The sequence below is a fragment of the Ruminiclostridium hungatei genome, assembly GCF_002051585.1.
Classification (GTDB): domain Bacteria; phylum Bacillota; class Clostridia; order Acetivibrionales; family DSM-1351; genus Ruminiclostridium; species Ruminiclostridium hungatei.
The window spans coordinates 126,401-149,159 of the sequence record NZ_MZGX01000004.1; the positions used below are offsets into that span (position 1 = coordinate 126,401).

The 22,759-nt window shown below is 44.3% G+C and carries 19 protein-coding genes; 8 read left to right on the forward strand and 11 right to left on the reverse strand.

All coding sequences use genetic code 11. From position 1 onward, the window contains the following. Positions 1 to 73: 73 nt before the first annotated feature. Positions 74 to 1,192, reverse strand: coding sequence for an ABC transporter ATP-binding protein (locus tag CLHUN_RS04225; RefSeq protein ID WP_080063318.1), 1,119 nt, complete (start codon positions 1,190 to 1,192; stop codon positions 74 to 76). Positions 1,193 to 1,565: 373 nt separating this feature from the next. Between CLHUN_RS04225 and argC the strand changes: the two genes are divergently transcribed. The 8 genes from argC to CLHUN_RS04265 all read left to right on the forward strand — a co-directional run bounded on the left by argC (position 1,566) and on the right by CLHUN_RS04265 (position 12,077). Beyond that, complete coding sequence (argC, locus tag CLHUN_RS04230) at positions 1,566 to 2,507, forward strand: N-acetyl-gamma-glutamyl-phosphate reductase (protein WP_080063319.1); 942 nt, start codon at positions 1,566 to 1,568, stop codon at positions 2,505 to 2,507. Positions 2,508 to 2,650: 143 nt separating this feature from the next. After that, positions 2,651 to 3,562, forward strand: coding sequence for an acetylglutamate kinase (gene argB, locus CLHUN_RS04235; RefSeq protein WP_080063320.1), 912 nt, complete (start codon positions 2,651 to 2,653; stop codon positions 3,560 to 3,562). Between the two features lie 152 nt (positions 3,563 to 3,714). After that, positions 3,715 to 4,359 carry a PilZ domain-containing protein gene (locus tag CLHUN_RS04240; protein ID WP_165755650.1) on the forward strand — a complete coding sequence of 215 codons (645 nt, stop codon included), beginning with the start codon at positions 3,715 to 3,717 and terminating at the stop codon, positions 4,357 to 4,359. Between the two features lie 135 nt (positions 4,360 to 4,494). Further along, on the forward strand, positions 4,495 to 5,691 hold the full coding sequence (locus CLHUN_RS04245) for an acetylornithine transaminase (RefSeq protein ID WP_080063322.1): 1,197 nt from the start codon (positions 4,495 to 4,497) through the stop codon (positions 5,689 to 5,691). A 58-nt stretch (positions 5,692 to 5,749) separates the two neighbouring features. Further along, entirely contained in the window at positions 5,750 to 6,808 is a 1,059-nt protein-coding gene (carA, locus tag CLHUN_RS04250; RefSeq protein WP_080063323.1) for a glutamine-hydrolyzing carbamoyl-phosphate synthase small subunit, read from the forward strand. Positions 6,809 to 6,885: 77 nt separating this feature from the next. Continuing rightward, the gene (carB, locus tag CLHUN_RS04255) at positions 6,886 to 10,098 is read left to right on the forward strand and encodes a carbamoyl-phosphate synthase (glutamine-hydrolyzing) large subunit (RefSeq protein WP_080063324.1); all 3,213 of its coding nucleotides are present in this window, start codon (positions 6,886 to 6,888) and stop codon (positions 10,096 to 10,098) included. A 497-nt stretch (positions 10,099 to 10,595) separates the two neighbouring features. Next, positions 10,596 to 11,516 (forward strand): ornithine carbamoyltransferase, encoded by a 921-nt coding sequence (argF, locus tag CLHUN_RS04260; RefSeq protein ID WP_080063325.1) that lies wholly within the window; start codon positions 10,596 to 10,598, stop codon positions 11,514 to 11,516. Positions 11,517 to 11,597: 81 nt separating this feature from the next. After that, a complete protein-coding gene (locus tag CLHUN_RS04265) occupies positions 11,598 to 12,077 on the forward strand; it encodes a GNAT family N-acetyltransferase (RefSeq protein ID WP_080063326.1) in 480 nt (159 codons plus the stop codon). A gap of 83 nt (positions 12,078 to 12,160) precedes the next feature. On the opposite strand, the gene CLHUN_RS04270 is transcribed toward CLHUN_RS04265, so the two are convergent. The 10 genes from CLHUN_RS04270 to CLHUN_RS04315 all read right to left on the reverse strand — a co-directional run bounded on the left by CLHUN_RS04270 (position 12,161) and on the right by CLHUN_RS04315 (position 22,749). Next, entirely contained in the window at positions 12,161 to 12,553 is a 393-nt protein-coding gene (locus tag CLHUN_RS04270; RefSeq protein ID WP_080063327.1) for a response regulator, read from the reverse strand. A gap of 3 nt (positions 12,554 to 12,556) precedes the next feature. Beyond that, on the reverse strand, positions 12,557 to 15,274 hold the full coding sequence (locus tag CLHUN_RS04275) for a PAS domain-containing hybrid sensor histidine kinase/response regulator (RefSeq protein WP_080063328.1): 2,718 nt from the start codon (positions 15,272 to 15,274) through the stop codon (positions 12,557 to 12,559). 4 nt (positions 15,275 to 15,278) lie between these two features. Continuing rightward, the gene (locus tag CLHUN_RS04280; protein ID WP_080063329.1) at positions 15,279 to 15,758 is read right to left on the reverse strand and encodes a chemotaxis protein CheD; all 480 of its coding nucleotides are present in this window, start codon (positions 15,756 to 15,758) and stop codon (positions 15,279 to 15,281) included. A 9-nt stretch (positions 15,759 to 15,767) separates the two neighbouring features. Then, positions 15,768 to 16,784 (reverse strand): protein-glutamate methylesterase/protein-glutamine glutaminase, encoded by a 1,017-nt coding sequence (locus tag CLHUN_RS04285; RefSeq protein ID WP_080063330.1) that lies wholly within the window; start codon positions 16,782 to 16,784, stop codon positions 15,768 to 15,770. Between the two features lie 14 nt (positions 16,785 to 16,798). Then, the gene (locus tag CLHUN_RS04290) at positions 16,799 to 17,614 is read right to left on the reverse strand and encodes a CheR family methyltransferase (protein ID WP_080063331.1); all 816 of its coding nucleotides are present in this window, start codon (positions 17,612 to 17,614) and stop codon (positions 16,799 to 16,801) included. Between the two features lie 41 nt (positions 17,615 to 17,655). Next, a complete protein-coding gene (locus CLHUN_RS04295; protein ID WP_080063332.1) occupies positions 17,656 to 19,389 on the reverse strand; it encodes a methyl-accepting chemotaxis protein in 1,734 nt (577 codons plus the stop codon). A 14-nt stretch (positions 19,390 to 19,403) separates the two neighbouring features. Next, positions 19,404 to 19,910 (reverse strand): chemotaxis protein CheW, encoded by a 507-nt coding sequence (locus CLHUN_RS04300; protein WP_080063333.1) that lies wholly within the window; start codon positions 19,908 to 19,910, stop codon positions 19,404 to 19,406. 22 nt (positions 19,911 to 19,932) lie between these two features. Further along, the gene (locus CLHUN_RS04305) at positions 19,933 to 22,002 is read right to left on the reverse strand and encodes a chemotaxis protein CheA (protein ID WP_080063334.1); all 2,070 of its coding nucleotides are present in this window, start codon (positions 22,000 to 22,002) and stop codon (positions 19,933 to 19,935) included. Positions 22,003 to 22,029: 27 nt separating this feature from the next. Next, positions 22,030 to 22,392, reverse strand: a complete 363-nt coding sequence (locus CLHUN_RS04310) for a response regulator (RefSeq protein WP_080063335.1) — start codon at positions 22,390 to 22,392, stop codon at positions 22,030 to 22,032. Between the two features lie 216 nt (positions 22,393 to 22,608). Further along, positions 22,609 to 22,749: an aspartyl-phosphate phosphatase Spo0E family protein gene (locus CLHUN_RS04315; RefSeq protein ID WP_080063336.1), complete on the reverse strand. Its 141-nt coding sequence runs from the start codon at positions 22,747 to 22,749 to the stop codon at positions 22,609 to 22,611. Positions 22,750 to 22,759: the final 10 nt, after the last annotated feature.

Sequence of the window (22,759 nt, forward strand, 5' to 3'; positions counted from 1 at the left end):
TTCCTCTCTTGCTGCATACATACCCAAACAAAAAAAGGAAAGCCTGAGCTTTCCTTTTTTTAAATAATAATTATCAGTTAATAATTGTACGTTCGGTTTCCTTGTCAAACAGGTGAATCTTATTTGCATCAAATGCAACCTTGATAACATCTCCTGTCTTGGTCTTGGATCTTGCATTTACTCTTGCAGTTACAGTTGAAACTGCTCCTTCAATTATCATGTAAAGGAAGGTTTCTGCACCCAGCATTTCAACCAGGTCAACATGAGCCTCAACAATACTGTCTGGCATTGATTCCAGATACATGGCTTCGTCATGTATGTTTTCAGGTCTGATACCAACAAAAACTTCCTTGCCGATATAATCGGTTCCTTCAAGCTTCTTGGCCTTGCCTTCAGGTATTTTTACATCGCTCTTGCCGAATACCAGGTGCAAGTCACTTCCGCGCTGAGTAAGCACCGCACTTATAAGGTTCATTTGCGGGCTGCCGATAAATGTGGCAACGAACTGGTTGCAAGGTCTGTCATATAATGAAGTAGGTGAGTCAACCTGCTGGATATATCCGTCCTTCATAACAACGATTCTTGTACCCATTGTCATAGCTTCTGTCTGGTCATGTGTTACATATATAAATGTTGTGTTCAATCTGTTGTGAAGTCTTCCGATCTCTGTTCTCATCTGTACTCTGAGTTTTGCATCCAGGTTTGAGAGAGGTTCATCCATTAAGAATACTTTTGGTTCACGCACTATGGCACGACCCAGCGCAACTCTCTGTCTCTGACCGCCGGACAAAGCCTTTGGCTTTCTATCAAGCAAATGTTCTATATCAAGAATCTTAGCTGCTTCATTAACACGCTTCTTGATTTCATCCTTAGGAGTCTTCCTGAGTTTCAAACCGAAAGCCATGTTATCAAATACTGTCATATGAGGATACAATGCGTAGTTCTGGAAAACCATTGCTATATCTCTGTCCTTAGGAGCAACATCATTTACTAATTTATCTCCAATGTATAATTCACCCTCTGATATTTCTTCCAAACCGGCAATCATTCTGAGTGTAGTAGTCTTACCACAACCTGAAGGTCCAACCAGTACGAGGAATTCGTTGTGTTCAATATCAAGATTGAAGTCATTAACCGCAGTTACTCCACCTGCATATCTCTTATAAATATTTTTCAGCTTTAAACTAGCCATTCTTATACCTCCCAAAACTCGCTATTTGTTTTATATCTAAATCGTATTAAGAAATTCTATACTAATATGATACACTGCAAGCCTGGTACAAACCATATTGCTTTTTAACAAAATTAATTTTTTGCTTTTAGTACTTTTGTATAATGCCAATTTAAATGTATACAGGCCATTTATAATACCTTTTGGGTTTATTTCCCGCACCGGTTTTTGTTTATCTCAGGAATTTCATATAGTAATGGAAGGTCGTGCTCCGGGTTGACAATTCAACCCGAAGATAAAATATATTTGCGTAATATTGAATTTTTATGCATAATACTGTATAATTATTAAATCATTAATTGTACGGCTGCCCAGCAGCAGATGGAGGATAATTATGAAGTATAGGGTTTTTGTGGATGGAAGCGAGGGCACCACAGGACTTCAGCTTAACGAAAGACTGGACTTGAGAAATGATCTTGACATTATTAAAATAGATGCCGAAAAAAGAAAAGATATAAATGAAAGAAAAAAGTGCCTGAACAGCGCGGATATTGTTTTTCTGTGCCTGCCCGACACTGCTGCCGTTGAGGCTGTGGCTCTGATAGATAACCCTTCGACCAGGGTTATCGACGCCAGTACCGCCCATCGAACAAACCCGCAATGGGTTTATGGGCTGCCGGAGTTAAGCCGGGAACACCGCGCCGGAATACAGGCCTCAGCAAGAGTATCCGTACCCGGCTGTTATGCCACCGGATTTATCAGCCTGATGTATCCTTTGATTTCAAAAGGTATTGTGCAAAAGGATTATCCCGTTACATCCCACGCCATTTCCGGCTATAGCGGCGGCGGCAAAAAACTTATAGCCCAATTCGAAGACCCCCGGGGAAATCCTTTTGAAAGTCCTCAGCTTTACGCACTGGGACTGTCCCACAAGCATATTCCCGAAATGACTGCAATCAGCGGTTTGGAGCAGGCTCCCATATTTTCTCCCATAGTATGCCCGTATTATAAAGGTATGTCCGTATGCATTCCGCTTTTTCCGAAACTATTGCCCAAGCCTGCGGCCAAAGAAGATATCCATGCCTTCCTGTCCGAATACTATGGACAGGAGAGGTTCATAAGAGTGATGCCTCCGGATTCGGAAAAAGAGTACATAAACAGCTTCATTGGGGCAACCAGGGTAAACAATACCAATAACCTGGAGATTTACGTCACAGGCAACACTGAACGAATCCTGCTCATAGCCGTACTTGACAATCTGGGCAAGGGTTCCTCGGGAGCAGCGATTCAGAATATGAATATAATGCTGGGACTGGATGAGGCAACCGGGCTGTAGGACGAAGTCCGTACGGGAGTGAGCAGCAATTTCTGACTGTTTACCACATTTTTAATCAGCACTACAGGCTAAGTTAGCTGATTTATATCTGAGATTTCAGGAAGTTATATTCAGGAAGTTATATTATAGGGGGATGTTTATTTATGAATTATGATGGTTTGATTAAAAAGGCCGAAATATTGATAGAAGCACTGCCATATATACAAAAGCTCTATGGAAAGACAGTAGTTATCAAATACGGCGGTAATGCAATGATAAATGACGAGTTGAAAAACTCCGTCATAGAAGATATCACTCTTTTAAAATACATAGGCATGAATCCCGTCCTGGTGCACGGAGGGGGACCTGATATAAACAGGGCTCTTCAGAAATTTGATGTTAAAAGCGAATTTGTAAACGGCTTGAGAGTCACAGATGCTCAAACCATCGAGGTGGCTCAGATGGTGCTTGTGGGTAAAACCAACAAGGAGATAGTTTCACTGCTGAACAGCAAGGGCGCAAAGGCCATAGGTCTCTGCGGCATTGATGGAAAGCTTATAGAGTGTGAGCAGTATAAAACCGAGATAGACGGTGAAATGAAAGACATCGGCTTTGTCGGTTCTATTACCAAAATAAATTCCAAGGTTCTTGAACTTATATCCAAGGATGAATATATACCAGTGGTAGCCCCAATCGGTGTGGGCCCAAACGGACAAAGCTATAACATAAATGCCGATACGGTAGCAGGCGAAATCGCAGCCGCCCTTAAAGCAGAAAAACTCATGCTGCTTACTGACGTGGAAGGTGTGAAACCCTCCAAAGACAGCGAAAGTATCATCCCTGCCCTTACCATTGACGAAGTGCATGACCTGATCGGCAAAAAGATCATAGCAGGAGGAATGATACCAAAGGTACTGGGCTGCGTGGACGCTCTCGAAAAAGGAGTGGGAAGGACACACATAATCGACGGCAGGATACCCCACTGCATACTGCTTGAGATATTTACCTACAAGGGTATCGGAACTATGATTATGAAGGATAAAAAGCTGTACCATGAAAATGAAGCATTATATTGATGCCTTGCTTCCACCGAATTTTTTCCAAAAATTTTGGTATTGACATTGTAGGACAGCACTTCTTACTTTATAATAAAGTAAGGAGTGTTTTTATTCCATAAAAAATTACTATCCTGTTGGTGGGATTGCATAGTTACAGGAGGAAAACATCTTTGAACAGTGCATGTATTTCCAAATTAATTGTCCCAGGGTCTTTGGTGAGCTTCAGGAAACTGAACCAATCCGCCTGGTCCCTTAATATAATCACCGAATGTATTGAAGACACCATATGTCTGCCTTTTACAAACGATCTGCTGAGGGCCTGTCTTTTTTCCGGCACTCCCGTGGACATCAAATTTAACAATCAATATTATGAATATATTCTGAATTGTTCGGTAGTTAAGATAGAGTTATCCCGCTTCCCTTACATAAGAGTGAAAGTCCATAATATATGTGAAAGCCAGAACCACAGGATTTTCCCACGGCTGGATGTATATTTGCCTGCCGCCCTGTCAACCAGCAGCAGCAGTTACTACTGCAACGTGTCAAACCTTTCACTTGGAGGCACCGCTTTTCTTATAGATCAGGAAATCCCTGAAAATTCCCCCTGTGAAATAAACATACTTCTTGATGACAATTCTTCCATATATGCAAAAGGTCAGATAGTCACAGCATCCACAGAAAATGCACTTTATAAATACTGCATGATGTTCACCTTTATGGAGGAGGAAAACAGCAACAGGCTTTATTCCTACCTTATATCCCTTGAAAATTCATATGCCGGTTTAAGAAACAAGTATCTTCACAATACAAAGTAGCATTATTATATTGCATTTTTATACACAGCAATGTATAATTATTAATTATACATTGTTTTTATATGGCTGCATTTTTGCCGCCAGTATGTTTCATCATTATTTTACTGCGTGAATCCACGTGGATTGGAGGCTAATATGTTGGTAAAGGATATTCAGGAATACGACAGCCAATTTTTTATGAATACATTTGGGAAAAGAACGCCCGTCGCCTTTGAAAAAGGACAGGGCATAAACCTTTGGAGTACCGACGGTGAAAAATATACGGATTTTTTCTCGGGTATAGCAGTCAACTCCATCGGCTACGCACATCCGACCTTTGTAAGAATGGTCACCGAACAATTGACGAAGCTTGTACACTGTTCAAATTTATATTACATAGAATCACAGGCCTTGCTGGCAAGGGAGCTGTGCCGGAATTCATGCGCAGACAAGGTATTCTTCTCCAACAGCGGTGCTGAGGCAAACGAAGGCGCCATCAAGCTTGCAAGACTATACTTCAGAAAGCTGGGAATGCCTGAAAAGTACGAGATAATCACACTTCAAAAGTCCTTCCACGGCAGAACCATCACTACTCTCAGTGCCACGGGCCAGGACAAATATGCAAAGCCCTTCGAACCATTGACCCAGGGCTTTAAAAAGGTGCCTTTGAATGATTTTGAGGCACTCAGCGCAGCAGTCACCGAAAACACCTGCGCCATTATGCTGGAGCCTGTCCAGGGTGAAAGCGGCGTATATCCGTGCGATGCCCAATATCTGAAAAAGGTCAGAGAACTCTGCGACGAAAAGAAGCTGCTGCTTATATTTGACGAAGTACAGACAGGTATGGGCAGGACCGGCAAGCTCTTCGGCTACCAGAAATATGACATAGAGCCTGATATATTCACTCTGGCAAAAGCACTGGGCGGAGGCATTCCAATAGGAGCAGTATGTGCTAAGGACCAGGTTGCACAAGCTTTTGCCCCGGGAGAACACGGTTCTACCTTTGGAGGCAACCCGCTGGCTTGTACCGCCGGGCTTGCAGTAATGAAGATCATGGAGGAAGAAAAACTGCCTGAAAATGCTCAAAGGGTGGGAGAATATATCAAGGAAAAGCTTCAGGCGCTGGCAGCAGAATCCTGTCCGGTCATATCGGAAGTCAGAGCCTCCGGACTGATGATTGCCATCGAGCTCAATGCGCCTATAGCTCCCCAGGTGAAAAATAAAATGTTTGAGAAAAAATATCTGCTGGCCAACATCGGCGAGAATATGCTGAGAATACTTCCTCCCTTGATCATAACCACGCAGGATGCGGACGAATTCCTTGCAGCCCTGAGTTGCGCACTGGGTGAATGATTATACTTCGTACTTATTATTGATGTCGCTGCATCAGGCAGCTGATTGGAGACTATATATGAAAGCAGTATTATTGTTGGAAGACGGCACATATTTCTCCGGAGAAGGTTTCGGAAAAAGCGGTGAGACAGCCGGAGAAATTGTTTTTAATACATGTATGACCGGTTATCAGGAAATCACCACCGATCCCTCCTATAACGGCCAGATTGTAACCATGACCTATCCGCTGATTGGGAACTATGGTTTCAACACCCTGGATAACGAGTCCTATAAACCGCATGTTCAGGGCTTCATTGTAAAAGAGCTCTGCTCCACCCCAAGTAACTGGAGATATACCCTTGACCCGGAGCAATACTTTGCACGACATAATATTGTAGGCATCAAAAGCATTGATACAAGAGCCCTCACCCAGCATATCAGAAAGCATGGCAGCATGTTTGGAATAATATCCACCGAGTGCGGAAATCTGGATATACTGGGCAAGAACCTTCAGGCTTACAAAGCCATGCCCAGAAACCTTGTGATGGAGGTCACCTCCAAAACTCCGGTGCACGTTCCGGGCCCGGGGAAAAGAGTGGCGCTGCTGGACTTTGGAGTGAAAAGCAATATTGTCCGCTCTCTCGAAAGCAGAGGATGCGACATACACATTCTTCCTGCCTTCAGTTCCTATGAGGAAATCCTGTCCTGCAACCCTGACGGCATACTTTTGTCAAACGGGCCTGGAGACCCCAGAGATCTTGCGGCAGCAAAAAAGACCATACAGAAGCTGCTTGGAGTCAGGCCCATATTGGGAATATGCCTGGGACACCAGCTTTTGGGCTTGTCACTGGACTGCAGTGTTACCAAACTGAAATTCGGCCATCACGGAGGAAACCATCCTGTTAAGGACTATATCACCGGAAGGTGCTATATCACTTCACAGAACCATAACTATGCCATAGATAACAGTACCAATAACGACATCGTTATAACACATGTCAATGTAAACGATAACACCATCGAAGGTTTCAGACACAAGCAGCTTCCGCTCATAAGCGTTCAGTACCACCCGGAAGCAGCCCCGGGGCCTCAGGACTCCGCATATATATTCGACGATTTTGTCAGAATGATGGCCTGAATTAAAAAAAGAACTACGTGCTATTGAAGGTTTTATAACTTTAGCGTGCATGCGGTGCGCACAGACAGGAGAATATCATGCCCCAAAATTTAAATATAAAAAAAGTGCTGGTTATTGGTTCAGGGCCCATTATAATAGGTCAGGCCGCGGAGTTTGACTACTCAGGCACACAGGCCTGCAAGTCCCTGAGAGAGGAAGGTATCGAGGTCGTTCTCATAAACAGCAATCCTGCCACTATTATGACTGATACCCAATCGGCGGATAAGGTCTATATTGAACCTATAACCCTTGAATTTGTAAAAAAGATTATATATAAGGAAAAGCCCGATGGGATACTTGCCTCCCTGGGCGGTCAGACAGGTCTGAACATGGCCGTCCAGCTTGCGGAAGACGGTATTCTTGACGAGATGAACATACAGCTTCTTGGCACCTCCCTCTCCTCTATAAAAAAAGCCGAGGACAGAGAGCTTTTCAAGGAGACCATGCAGGAAATCAACGAAAAAGTCGCCCACAGCAAAATTGTCACCACAATGCAGGATGCAGTGGCCTTTGCCCATGAAATAGGCTTCCCCATTATCATAAGGCCGGCCTATACTTTGGGAGGCTCCGGCGGCGGTATTGCCAACAATATGGAGGAATTCAGGTACATTTGCGGCAAAGGCCTCAAGCTCAGCATGATCAGCCAGGTGCTTCTGGAACAGAGTGTTGCGGGCTGGAAGGAAATTGAGTATGAGGTCATGCGGGACAGCAACGACAACTGCATAATTATCTGTAACATGGAAAACTTTGACCCGGTGGGAGTACATACGGGAGACAGTATTGTCGTGGCTCCCAGCCAGACTCTCTCCGACCTGGAGTACCAGATGCTGAGAACTGCTTCCATAAAAATAATCAGAGCCCTTGATATAAAGGGCGGTTGCAATATACAGTTTGCCTTGAATCCCGACAGCTTTGAATATGTTGTAATAGAGGTCAATCCCAGAGTCAGCCGTTCCAGTGCGCTGGCTTCCAAGGCCACCGGCTATCCCATTGCCAGGGTTACGGCCAAGATAGCCATAGGAATGACTCTGGACGAAATAAAAAACTCTGTTACCAAAAACACCAGTGCTTGCTTTGAGCCTTCCCTGGACTATGTGGTCACAAAGGTTCCCCGCTGGCCCTTCGATAAATTTGCCAATGCGGACAGAAGCCTCGGAACACAAATGAAGGCTACCGGCGAGGTTATGGCCATCGGCCGTACCTTTGAGGAATCCTTGCTCAAAGCAATAGATTCTCTGGATATTAAATTCAACTACCAACTGGGACTGAGCCTCTTTGACAATAAGAGCCGCGAGGAGCTGGTTGAATACGTCAAGCACCCCAGTGACCAGCGTATGTTTGCCATATGCAAGGCGCTTCAGAAAGGGGTTTCGGCAGGTGAAATCGTACGTATAACAAAGATAGACGATTTCTTTATAAGAAAGCTGAAAAAAATAGTCAAGCTGGGTGAAGAGATAACAAATGCGGGCATTGCCTGGCTGGATTACGATCTCTATTCCAGAGCAAAAAAAATAGGCTTTGGAGATTCTTACATCGCCAACCTGTGCAATGTACCCCTGGAAAAAATACTGGAGCTCAGGGAAAAATACCCTATAAATCCTGTATATAAGATAGTTGATACCTGTGCAGGCGAGTTTGAGGCAGTGACTCCCTACTATTACTCCACCTATGAGGAAAAGGACGATGTAGAGGTAACCGAAGGCGACAAGGTGCTGGTAATAGGCTCCGGCCCTATAAGAATCGGCCAGGGTATAGAATTTGACTACTGCAGCGTTCATTCGGTTGAAACCCTGAAGGAGCTGGGAATTGAATCTATTATCATAAACAATAACCCGGAAACCGTCAGCACGGATTTTGACACCTCCGACAAGCTTTACTTCGAGCCGCTGACCAAGGAATGTGTCCTGGATATCATCGAAAAGGAGAAGCCGCTGGGAGTCATCGTCCAGTTTGGAGGGCAGACAGCAATCAACCTTGCAGAAACCTTGCATTCCGAGGGCGTAAAAATTCTTGGAACCTCTGTTCAGAGCATAGATATTGCAGAGGACAGGGATAAGTTCCTGAAGCTTCTGGAAGAACTGGATATTCCCATTCCGGAAGGAAAAACAGCCTTTTCTTTTGAGCAGGCACGGCACATAGCCAATGAAATCGGCTATCCTGTCCTTGTAAGGCCGTCCTACGTATTGGGCGGAAGAGCAATGGAAATTGTTTATAACGATAAAACCCTTCAGGAATATATACAGATGGCTTCAGATATTTCCACAGCCCACCCCATACTCATTGATAAGTATGTGACAGGAAGGGAAATGGAAGTCGACGGCATATGCGACGGCAATGAAGTCCTTATTCCGGGCATCATGGAACATATTGAGCGGGCAGGAGTTCACTCCGGGGATTCAATAGCCGTATATCCTCCCAGAAACCTGTCACAGAAGGTGAAGGCTACCATCGAGGATTATACCATACGCCTGTCCAAGGCTCTGAAAGTTGTGGGCCTGTTCAATATTCAGTTTGTTATGGACAACGACGAAAAGGTTTACGTGATTGAAGTTAATCCCCGCGCCAGCAGAACAGTTCCCATTATGAGCAAGATTACCGGGATACCCATGGTAGGCGTGGCTACAAAGCTTATAATGGGAAAAACCCTGGCGGAGCTGGGCTATAAAAACGGTCTTGCCAGAGAAACCGAATTCTATGCGGTCAAAGCCCCTGTATTCTCTTTTGCAAAGCTCACCACGGTAGATACTTTCCTTGGGCCTGAAATGAAGTCCACAGGTGAGGTCATGGGAGTTGACAAGGACTATTACAACGCATTGTACAAGGCCATCGCAGCTTCCGGCATGAAAATACCTTCCGGCGGAAATGTCCTGCTTTCGGTTGCAGACCGGGACAAGGAAGAAAGCATTGCCATAGCAAATAAATTGCTGTCTCTGGGTTTCAAGCTTTCTGCCACAGCGGGCACCTGCCGGGTATTAGGCGCTGCCGCCCTGCCGGTTGATTTGATTGATGAAAGCGAGGTATTGGACTTCATCAAGGAAGACAAAATCACCCTTGTCATCAATACACCCACACGAGGCAAGATACCCGAGAGAAAAGGCTTTATCCTCAGAAGAACTGCCATGGAGTACAACATCCCCTGCATAACCTCCCTGGACACCACCAATGCGGTACTGAGCATATTGGAACGCCTCATTGCAGACAACAGGGCCGAGGTATATTCACTGGATGAGTATTCCATATACAGAGGCTGAAATGCCGGAAATGAAATAAAAACATATAAATTCAATATATGAGTATCCGTTTATAGTATGCGAGTACAGCTTGTATCAATGGATGGCTTGGTTAAAGGTATTTACATGAATTTGTTGGTGAAGCATGGATTATTTTACTGAAAAACCCGTACTAGTACAACATTCGGCAAATAGGGTGCATAAGTTGGAGGAGATTTTTTTGAAGTACAAGGCGGAGGAGTGCGGAATAATTGCTTTATTCCAATTGATGACAACGATGTAGTTCGAAAAAATATACCCAAATTATGTGCCAGGATTTACCGAATGTTGTACTAGGCAGGTTTTAGCGAAACCTGAGCCAGGGATGGCGAATGTGAGCGGCAGTAAAATTGTCTGTGATGAACCAGTGCTAATTCTTGTAAATATCTTGGAAGCAATCCATGATAAAAGCTTGTACGTAAGTACTATAAAATGCTTTCAATATTGAATTTACCTATTTTTTTAATATGGAGGTATCTATGAATCACTTATTAAGTCTGAACGATTTAAGTACGGAAGAAATTCAGGATTTGCTGAAACTTGCTCAAAAGCTTAAAAGACAGACCAAGGAAGGTGTACAGCATCATATTTTAAAGGGCAGGACACTGGGCATGATCTTCTCCAAATCCTCGACAAGAACCAGGGTGTCCTTTGAAGTCGGAATGTACCAGTTGGGAGGGTATTCCCTGTTTCTGAGCTCAAACGATATCCAACTGGGCAGAGGAGAAAGCATTTACGATACTGCAAACGTACTGTCAAGATATATTGACGGAATCATGATAAGAACCTTTAAGCAAAGTGATGTGGAGGACCTGGCAAGATTCGGCACCATCCCTGTAATCAATGGTCTGACTGACGAAATGCATCCCTGTCAGATATTAGCCGATTTGCTGACTGTGTATGAGCACAAGGGGCAGCTTGAGGGTCTTAAGCTTGCCTACATAGGAGACGGCAACAACGTGGCACATTCCCTGCTGCACGGCTGTGCGAAAACCGGTATGGATGTTGCAATTGCCACACCTGAAGGCTACGAGTGCACAGAAAGCTATGTTGCTGAGGCCAGGGCAGCAGCTAAATCCACAGGCTCAGAAATCCTGATAACCCGTGACCCCGCCGAAGCAATTGCCAATGCAGACGTGGTTTACGCAGATACCTGGATCAGCATGGGCCAGGAGGAACAGAAAGAAGAGAAGCTTAAAATATTCATGCCCTATCAGATTAACACCGGATTGTTCTCAAAGGCAAAGGAAGATGCAATATTCCTGCATTGTCTGCCTGCCTACAGGGGATATGAGGTTACAGAGGAAATCATTGACGGGCCCCAATCAGTAATTTTTGACGAGGCCGAAAACAGACTGCATGCACAGAAGGCGGTCCTGGCAACACTTTTGGGCAAGTAATCCTATTTTGCTTTAAAATGATTTCTTTCATTATTAATTAATGAGGAAATCATTTTATTTTTGTTTGGAAAGGAGCAATACATGAATTATTCGTTTATTATCAGAAAGGCCACCCTGGAAGATGCAACTTCTATTTCCATTATAATGCAGGAGGCCTTCAGAAAATATATGCTGGATACCGGTTTATCAGGTACTTTGGATGCCCTGACCGAGAGCCTTCAGAATATTGAGGCGGATATACTGGAAAAGGAGGTATATATCGCTTTAATTGACGGCAATCCGGTGGGCACCATCAGAATAAAGCTTCAGCCGGACAACACCGCGTACATAAGCAGGTTCGGTGTTATGCTGGGTTATCACAATATTGGAATAGGAAAATCCCTGATGAACCTGGCAGACAAGATTCTTATATCTCAGGGAGTAAAAAAGGTAAGCCTTCATACCGCTTCAAAGTACCGTGATCTCATAAGGTTTTATTACGGCCGCGGGTTCTATATTGATTCCACCAGCACCGACAGAGGCTATATAAGAGCCTTGCTGGTAAAGGAGTACCAGAGTTGATGCCGGTGAATATTCAGTTGTCCGTGGCATAAAGCGGGAAAATTACCGCCTTTTATGCCATAGCCCTTTTATAAGCATAGTATCTATATAAGCCGCAGCTTTTTCATAACCTCAACAAATTTGACCGTATCCAGGGGTTTCGAAGCGAAGCCTTCGCAGCCCAGTTCAAATGCTTTCTGCACCAGGTCTGCGCTGTTCAGTGCAGTTGTCATTATAACCTTTGTCCTTTTTTCAGGTTCAATGCCCTTTTGGGCCTCCAGCTCCCTTATGGACTTAAGCACTTTTATGCCGTCCACCTTTGGCATCATGATATCCAGGCATATCAAACTGTATGGATCATTGGCCTTCAAGGAGAACAGAAAGGCATCCAGGGCTTCGATTCCGTCAACTACAACATCACACTCCCCATACTGCTTTAAAAATTTCTGCAGGAACCTTCTGCTGACCATATCATCCTCAACAATTAAAATCCTCATATTCTACTGCTCCTTTCCCCGACTGTACAATCTTTTTAAGGTCTTGAACTCTTTATCAAAAGTAAGATAATTATAAAGAACATCTTTTAAGTTGTTGCGGCGCACAGCCAGTTCGATTTGAAAAGCCAGACTTTTAAGTTCGTCCTCACCCGATTCGTTGCAGATATTCTTTATGTCGTGAGCAAATTTTCCGGCCAGCTCCATATCCCTTCCTTCAAGAGAAGCAGCAAGGCTGGATGCCACCTCCTCAATTTTTTCAATAAGCCCCGGAGCAGTTGCCGCTGCTTTGCCGGTATGCTCCGGCTCCGGTATCGGTACGATATTTCCGTCGCCGTCTATTTTTATGCCCTTGATATCCCTCTCCGGCTGTATGTTGAAAGCAGCAGACTCTATAATCCTGTACAATTCCTTCATGGCTACAGGCTTGGGAATGTATTCGTCCATTCCCAATTCCATAAACCTTTCCCTGTCACCCTGCAAGGCATGGGCTGTAATGGCAATAACAGGAGTGTGTCTTGTCCCGCCCTCCTTTTCCCGGATGATTTTAGTTGCTTCAAGACCGTCCATCTGAGGCATATGAATGTCCATAAGTATGAGATCATAATTGCCTTTTTCATTATGCATATGCACAGCTTCTATGCCTGTGGCGGCTACATCCACCTCATGCCCCCGTTCCTTCAGCATTCTGGTTATGACGGCCTTGTTTACATTGTCATCCTCCGCCAGCAGTATGTTCAGCTTATGCACCGTCCTTGCCGGCACCTGTTCGCTGTCCTGTCCCGGGGCGGCTGCACTTCCCTTTCTGAATTTAACTGTAAAGTTAAAGGTACTGCCAGTTCCTTTCTCACTTTCAATCCACATCCGCCCGCCCATCATTTCCACCAACTGTCTTGAAATCACAAGGCCCAGGCCATTTCCGCCATACTTTCTTGTTATGGAACTGTCCACCTGGCTGAAGGTTTTAAAGAGCTTTTCCTTTTCCTCATCACTTATTCCGATGCCGGTATCCGATACCGAAAACTTTAGTTCTACTTTGTCGGCTTCAACAAGTTCTTTTCTGACAACTATGTTTACTTCGCCCTTTTCGGTAAATTTTATGGCATTGCTGATCAGATTGTTAAGTATCTGCTGCAGCCTGCCAGGATCACCAATGAGATATTGAGGTATTCCGGAATAAAATGAATAGTTGAATTCCAGACCCTTTCTGTCCGCCAGCGTGGACTGTGCCTTAAAAATCTCTTCAATGAGCAGCCTGATATCAAAATTCACATTGTCTATTATCAGTTTTCCTGCCTCCATTTTTGAGAAATCCAGTATGTCGTTTATAATTTTCAATAAGGTGTTGGCACAGCTTTTAGCTGTCCTGAGATTATCCTGCTGTTCCGAGTCCAGCAGGGTAAGCAGGGTCAGGTCTATCATGCCCACTATTCCGTTTATGGGAGTTCTTATCTCATGGCTCATATTTGCAAGGAATTCACTTTTTGCCTTGTTTGCCTTTTCGGCATCCTCCTTGGCCCTCTGTAATTCCATTTCAGTATTTTTCTTATCATTAATATCAAGGCCCATTCCTATATACCCGTCCTGTTTTCCGGTCATATCATAAAAGGGCTTAATAACTGTGTTCAGCCAGATATAGTCTCCGCCGCAATGCTTAAGCCTTAATTCCGTATTATGCATCCACTTTTCATCTATCTGCTTCTCAAGCCTTATTTCAAGCCTTTCTCTGTCGGCAGGATGAACGCAGTCCAGCCATCCGTCCCTTATAACCTCCTGCTCTGTTTTTCCCACAAAGGTCAGAAAATTATGATTTGCGTAAACATTCCTGCCGTTGTTGTCAGTCTTCCATATCAAGGCGGGAAAATTCTCCATCATCTTCAAACTGAAGTTATTAGCCTCTATAAGCTTTTGCTCTCGCTCCATGCTCTCTGTCACATCTGTTATTACAAGCAGCACACTTCTTTCTCCTGAATGATGAACCGGCATAAACAGTATATTATACCAGGGTCTTTTCCGAACTCCGCCTCTCAGCGTAGTCTGCTGAATTACAAGGTCCTTGCTGGGTATACCCGTTTTTAAAACTGCCGATATCCTTTTTCGTATCTCGCACAATCCGCAGTCACTGCTGTTTCCGCAGCCTTTTTCCCGGCTGAATACACACCTTATGCCGTCTCCGTAACCCAGCCCCAGCACCTCGTTATCTGAAATTCCCAGCATCTCCAGAAATGCATTATTAACCTGCCTGACCACCCTGTCGAAATCCATAATAAGCATACCAAGGGGAGAATGGTTAAAGGTCATTTCAAGATTGTTTCTCTCTTCAATCAGATGTTCTTCCATTCTCTTGATTCTGCTGATATCCCGGAATACAACTACCACCCCGCTGAAATTATTGTCTTTATCCCTGATTGGTGAGCAACTGGCCGACACAATGTAGGCTTTCCCATTTCTGGACAAAAGGGCTGAGTTATTCTTAAGCCCCACAACAGCTTTAAGTTTCATTACCTCTTTTAAGGGACTGTCCAGACTTTCACCGCTCTTAATGTTTATAAGGGAAAATACCGAGCTGAATTCCCGGCGCACAGCCTCTTCTGCCGTCCATCCCGTCATTGTGGCCGCAGTATTGTTCATGTACTCTATCCTGCCCTCTTTGTCCGTTGCAATAACCCCATCCCCTATATTGTCCAGGACAGCAGCTATTCTGTCGTTTTCCAGTCTACCCACCTCCTTATATGGTCATAGGCTGAGTGTGTATCTCCACCATTCCCGTTGTCGCATCCAATTCAATCGTCCTGCTTATCCGGCCTCCCACATCTGCATTTACTATTCTGAGGTGCATATTGGTCAGCGTCTCCAATACAGCCTCCACATTCCTTCTGCCTATATGAAATATGTCCTTGTCGCTGATAGATTCGGCACCTCCGTAAATCCGGATTTGCAGCTCCTCTTTTGTACAGCCGCACTCCCTTACAAGCTTATCTATCATTATGGGTATTCCGGTTGTGGCATAATAGCCCGGCCTGAAAAAACCGTCCTCCAGGTTTCCGGGCTTGGGCAGTGCCACATGTATCATTGCACCTATCCGTTTGGCCGGACTGTATGCAGTAACTGCCACACAGGATGCCAGAGCATATGTCTTCAATGCGTTAACCCTGCTGTCTGATAAGGCATATTCCCCAATTCCTATTACTGATTTTACCGAGTTCATTCAAATCACCTACTTCAGCATTGCCATCAGCACCTGCGGTATGTTTTGCAAAGATGCCTGTTTTTCAACCGCCCCTATATCATAGGCTACCTTTGGCATGCCGTACACTACACAGGATTGTTCATCCTGGCCGATGGTTCCGGCTCCCTTTCTCCTCATTGCCAGAAGGCCCCTGGCACCGTCATAGCCCATCCCCGTAAGCATGATGCCTATTGAGGAGCTTCCTGCCTCCTTTGCAACCGATTCAAACAAAACATCCACCGAAGGACAATGACCGTTTACCTTGTCACCTGCAAAGGTTTCAATCCTGAATCTATCTCCGGCACTTTTAATTTTCATGTGCATGTTTCCCGGAGCAATAAATACCATACCAGGCTCCAGAAAGTCTCCTGTCCTGGCTTCCTTCACATTCAGCCTGGTCTGATTGTCCAGCCGCTGGGCAAACATGGCCGAAAACACGGGGGGGATATGCTGGACTATAAGTATCCCCGGCATCTCGGCAGGCAAATTTTTAAGCAGGCTGAATATGGCCTCGGTTCCTCCTGTGGATGCTCCTATGGCCACTATTTTTTTCGTGTTTATTCTTCCGCCTGAGGTACTTACGGCGCTCATGCCTTTTGCACTTGATATTTTTGCGTTTGCAGCTATTTTTATTTTCTGGATAATATCCTTAATAAAATTTTCTACACTTATGGCTGATTGAATATCGGGTTTGGTTACAAAATCAACAGCTCCTGCATTCAGAGCATCAAAAACGGCTTCGCTGACCGTGCTGATGACTATGACGGGCAAAGGATATTGAGGTATCAGTCTTTTTATAAATTCTATACCATTCATTTTGGGCATTTCCACATCACAAGTCATTACATCAGGTTCATACCGGATTATTTTATCTCTGGCATCAAAGGGGTCTGTTGCTCTGGCAACAACTTCAATGGCAGGGTCTGTTTCTATACCCCTTGCTATTACTTCTCTGAATAGCAGACTATCGTCAACCACCAATACCTTTATCTTCCTGCCGGTCATATAACCACTCCTCTTTATTCCTTCCTGTATACAGACGGCAATATGTATTTAAATCTGGTGGCTTCCCTGTTTAAAGATTCGGAATGCCCGATAAACAGGTAACCTCCGTATTCCAGATGCTCATAAAACTTCTCAACCAGCCTGCATTTGGTTTCATTGTCAAAATATATCATAACATTTCGACAGAAGATAGTGTGCAGCTTTTTTTTGAAAGGAAATAAACTATCCATCAGATTCAGCTTCCTGTATATTACTTCATTTCTGATCCTGTCGATCAAAACCGAATTTTCAGTATCGTAGGCTTTAAAATAGCTTGTCTTCCACGTGAGAGGCAGAGGTTCAATTCTTTCCCTGCTGTAAATTCCCCTTTTGGCCGTATCCAAAACCTGTTCAGCTATGTCGGTAGCCAGTATTTTCGTATCCCACCACATTTTTGTCCTGCCGAAAAATTCATCCATAAGCATAGCAAGTGTATAGGCCTCTTCACCTGTGGAGCACGCCGCACACCATATGCGCAGATCCTTTTCCTTAACGGTCTCGGACAAGTACGGCAGTACCTTGTCCCTGAAATAATAAAAATGACTGGGCTCCCTCATAAAATAGGTGTGGTTTGTGGTAATCCTGTCAACAAGTGTAGCCACCGCTCCTCCGGTTCTATCGGAGACAAGATGGTCATAATACTCCGTAAAGTTGGAAAAACCGGCCTGCTGCAAAACATTATGCAGTCTCCCCGTAACAAGGGTCATCTTTTCTTCCTTGAGTCTGATTCCGTAATTGGCCTTAATGTAGTCGGATAACTGTTGAAACTCCTTTTTTGTTATTTCTACCAAGCTATCACCTGCTTGTCCAAATTATTCACAGCCTAAAGCTCCTAATATTTCCCGAACTCTCTGTCGCTCAGGACAATCTTTCTGGAGCCGGCAGCAGGAGAGCCCTCATTATGAGTCTCATTGCTGCCTGCCGGTGCCTTTCTGGAGTTCATCCGGTCCAAAAGTCTGAGTATTTCAGGGTTCAGGTCATCATCAATAGCCTTGTAACCGTGAACAGCGGTACCCGACTTTCTCAGTCTGAATCGCGAAACCTGTTCCTTCAGGAGTTCTGCCTGGCTGGACAGCTCTTCACTTGCAGCCGCACTTTCCTCCGAAGTGGCAGAGTTTGTCTGGACAACTTCAGAAACCTGCATTATTCCCTGGTTTACCTGCGCTATACCGGAAGCCTGCTCACTGGATGCGACAGCGATATTGTTTACAAGGCTTGCCACCTTTGTCACGTCTTCAACTATTTTATTGAGGGCTTCGGCTGTCTGATTTGCAATCTTTGTGCCGCCCTCCACTTTTTTAATGGAGCCTTCAATCATATCTGTTGTCTCTTTTGCAGCATTGGCAGACCTGGCTGCAAGATTTCTCACCTCTTCCGCCACCACTGCAAAGCCCTTCCCGTGCTGTCCCGCCCTTGCCGCTTCCACTGCTGCGTTCAGAGCAAGAATATTTGTCTGGAAGGCAATATCGTCTATAACCTTGATTATTTTGGATATGCTGCCGGAGGACTCATTTATTTCCTCCATTGCATTGAGCATTTCCTTCATCTGTTCATTGCCCTGGACCGCATTGCCCTTTGCGGTTACTGCCAGGGTATTTGCCTGGCTGGCATTGTCGGCATTGAGCCTGGTCTGGGATGCAATTTCCTCAAGGGAAGCCGTGAGTTCTTCTACAGAGCTGGCCTGCTCTGTGGCTCCCTGTGACAGGGCCATACTTGAATCCGACACCTGCCTTGAACCGGATGCAACCTGTTCAGCAGCAACATTGATATTAGTCATTACATCATTGAGGTTGTCGGTCATTTTTCTGAAGGCCTTTGCCAGTATTCCCACCTCATCGTCAGTTGCAGCATCTATGCTGACATCAAGGTTTCCGTCAGCAATGTGATCTGCCGAGACAACCAGCTTATTCAGAGGTCTGCTGATTATTCCCGCAATTATCAATCCTAATCCGATTGACAGCACTATGCCTGCAGCAATTATGGCAATCATTATTATTGACTGGCTCCGGTAGTCTTTTGAATTTTCATTGGCTTTGTCAAGAGCGTTTTCAGTATTATATTTGACAAGAGCATCTATTGAATTTTCCACTTCAATTCTGGCATTTGTGAATTCGGGCAGCTTTTTTATGGCTTCCTCATATCCGCCGGCTTTTACTATTTCCAGATGCGCTGCGCGTATGGTCCTGTATGTGGCAAGGTTGGTCTTAAAGACTTCAAACAGGTCCCTGTTGGTCTTATCCGTCCCAATGGTTTTTTCATATTCCTGCATTATATTATTTGTTTCCTCTGAGAAACTGTTTATTTCATCATATCTCTCCTGAAATTTGGCCGCATCCCTTTCATATACCATCAAAAGATAGTCGGATCTGATAATGAGCATTGCTCTTTGAATTTTGGCCAGGCTGGTTGCCGGAACGAAATTATTATAATACATATCGTCCCCCCTGCTGTTTATGGTACCCATGTTGCTTATGCCCATAAAGCCCACAACACCCGTAAATACCGCCAGTATAACAAAACAGACTATAAGCTTGGTCCTCAGCTTCAAATTACCGAACCATTTCATAAAAGTTCCTCCCTTTATATGTTTATTAAATACTCAGAATCGTCTTCATTCAAGAGTTTATTGCAGTCCAGCAGAAGCTTTACTTCTCCGTGAACCTTTCCAATGCCCTTGACGTATTTGTTACCGCCCTTGCCTACTTCAGGCGGCGCTACAATTTCGGTGTCAGGGATAGAGATTACCTCCGATACGCTGTCAACTATCAGGCCTATGGAAATATCCGCAATATCCACAACAATAACACAGGTACGGTCATTGTACTCCCTGAATGTCTTCCTGAATCTGAGCCTGACATCCATTACGGGTATGATCTTGCCCCTGAGATTTATGATACCTCTGATGTAATCCGGAAGTTCAGGAATCTCAGTTATGGGCTGTATACCGATAATTTCTGTAACATGTGTTATTTCAATTCCGTAGGATTCCCTGTCCAGGTTGAAAGTAAGGAATCTGCCCTTCTGGGTGTCTTCCTCACCGTCCTGCAGTTGTTTTTCAGGTAATTTCCGCTCTGTAGCTTCCTCCATTTGTGCATCTCCTTTCAAAATATTAGATACTTACCAGGCTTCCTATGTCCAGGATCAGACTTATACTGCCGTCTCCCAGCAGAGTGCAACCGGTCAGCCCCTTAACCTTGCGCCTGGCTTTTATGTATTGGGGCAGTGCTTTTACCACCACCTGCTGCTGCCCCAGCAGTTCATCGGCAAACAGACATACTGTCCGGTTCTCGTGTTCTACCATTATAAGAATACCCTCGGTAAATCCGGTGACCTGGGTTTTAACCCTGAAAAATTCATGCAGCCGCAGGACAGGGTAACAGTTTCCTCTGACCATAATCATTTCATTTCCGTCAGGGTCCTTTATCAGCTCCTTTGAGCCAGGCCTGAAGGATTCCTTTATTGCCTTGGTAGGTATGGTATAGCGGGAATTTCCCACCAGCACGTTCATACCGTCTATTATGGCCAGAGTAAGCGGAATTTTCAAAGTTATGACGGAACCCGTCCCTTCCCAACTGTCAACCGCCACAGAGCCACCCACAGATTCAATGTTTTTCACAACCACATCCATACCCACACCTCTGCCGCTGAATTCAGTAACTTTCTCTTTTGTGGAAAAACCCGGCAGGAAAATAAGGTTATATACTTCCTTATCCGTCATTTCCTCGGCGGGTTTAGTCAAGAGACCATTCCTTCCGGCTTTTTCGAGAATACTCTCTTTATTCAGGCCTTTGCCGTCGTCCTTCACAAGGATAACCACATCGCTTCCGGAATTTTTTGCCTCCAGGGTGATTTTGCCTGCTGAAGGTTTACCCAGAGCCTCTCGGACCGCTTTTGTCTCTATACCGTGGTCTATGGAATTCCTCACCAGGTGCATCAAAGGGTCGGATATATGTTCAATTATATTTTTATCTACTTCCGTCTCTTCTCCTATAAGTTCCAGTTCAACTTCCTTTTCAAGCTTTTTACCCATATCTCTGACTATCCGTTGCATCTTTTGAAAGGTAATGGCCAGAGGAACCATTCTTATGGACATGACCATATCCTGGATATCGCTGGTAATCTTATGCAATTGTCTTGCAGCTTTCTGGAAGTTCTCCAGTTGCAGCCCTCCCAGGTCAGGATTTTGTGTTACCATTGCCTCCGAGATAACCATTTCGCCTACCAGGTCCATAAGCTTGTCCAGTTTGGAAATATTGACACTGATTATGCTCTGACCTGAATTTACAGCTACCTCCCTATCCTGGTTTTCCCTATGTACGGTATCCATATGAGCTATGACTGCAGAACCGGCCCCGGCATTGTCACTGCCGGTCTTGTCCTTGAGACCGTAAAACTCCGAATCATCCTTGAGCTCTTCAAGCTCCAGATATCTTAAGAATACTGTCTGGTTGAAAAAAACGCTTAATTCCTTATGGCTTTTCCGGGTCTTAAGGTATATTTTAAAACCCTGTTCACGTATGACATTGATGCTGTCATCGTTGTCAATGATGTCTTCAGGAAAATAAAAAACCTCTTCAGTAAATTCCCTGATATTATGAATTATTGTAAAAGCTCTTATATTTTCCATCTCGCAACCGTCTTCAAAGAAAATGACCGCCTTGAAGGTATTAGCTGCTATGGATTTATTAATTTTATTTGGGGTTATATAATAGCGGGGCTGCTCGGCTGAGGCTCGCTTGTCTTCCTGAACTGAAGAATTATCAGGATTTTCTGATTTGATTTGTCTTAAAAAAGATTTTATATCTTCAATAATATTATCGGGTATACCATCAGCTTTTTCTCCATCCTCGATTTTTCGGAGTTCAAGCTTGATAAAATCAATCCCTGCAAGGATGTAATCCGATAGAGCTGAACAATCAATGTTGTCCGGTTTCTGTTCCCTTAAAAAGTAGAAGAGATCCTCTATGGAATGTGCAAGTACGGATATATTGCTAAAAAGCATCATTGCTGATGAACCCTTGATTGTATGCATGATTCTGAAAATCTCGTTTATTGCTGCCTGAGTATAGCAGCTTGACCTCTCCGAATCCAGAATGCATTTTTCCAATTGCTCAATGTTTTGATTTGTTTCAAATATGTACATATCGAGCATGGGTTCACCGGAAAATTGACCTGACAAGGGACCGCCTCCTTCCAACCTGCCAAATTAATTATTGGCTATTTTATTTAGTGTTTGGATTAAATGCTCTTCTTTGAAAGGCTTTACTATAAATGTTTTGGCTCCCGCCAGAATTGCTTCCTTTACCCTTTCTTCCTGGCCCATTGCCGACAGGATAACAACCTTTGCATTTTTATCTATATCGAGGATAGATTTCAATGCCTGTATTCCATCCAGTTCCGGCATGGTTATGTCCATGGTAACAACATCAGGTCTCAGTTTTGCATACAGCTTTATTGCTTCAAGGCCGTTTCCGGCTTCTCCTGCCACTTCGAAACCACTGTTCTCAAACATCGTTCTCAGCGACAGCCTCATAAACGATGCATCGTCAACTATAAGTACTTTTTTCAAGTTTTCCACCTCCGTGTGTCATTTAAAAAATCAACCTTAAATTTATCCGGACCCTGGTTCACGTCATACCAAACAGCAAAATATGACGTGCCTTCAGGTCCGGATTGCGCTACATAATCGGATAACAAAACTTTCGTGTTTTAAGCCACTAACGCAAGTCAATCACGTATGATTTAAACTTAATTATAAAAGTATAAGAATTTTATGTCAATTCTATTACTTGCTTCTTTCCTGAAGATAATTCGCAATCAGCTTGTCCATTTCCCTGCTCAGCTCCAGAACTTCACTGCAGCCGCAGTCACAGGCTTCAACCATGTCATTAAGTTTTTGACGTAATTTTTCTATTTCCATAACCATAATCCTCAGC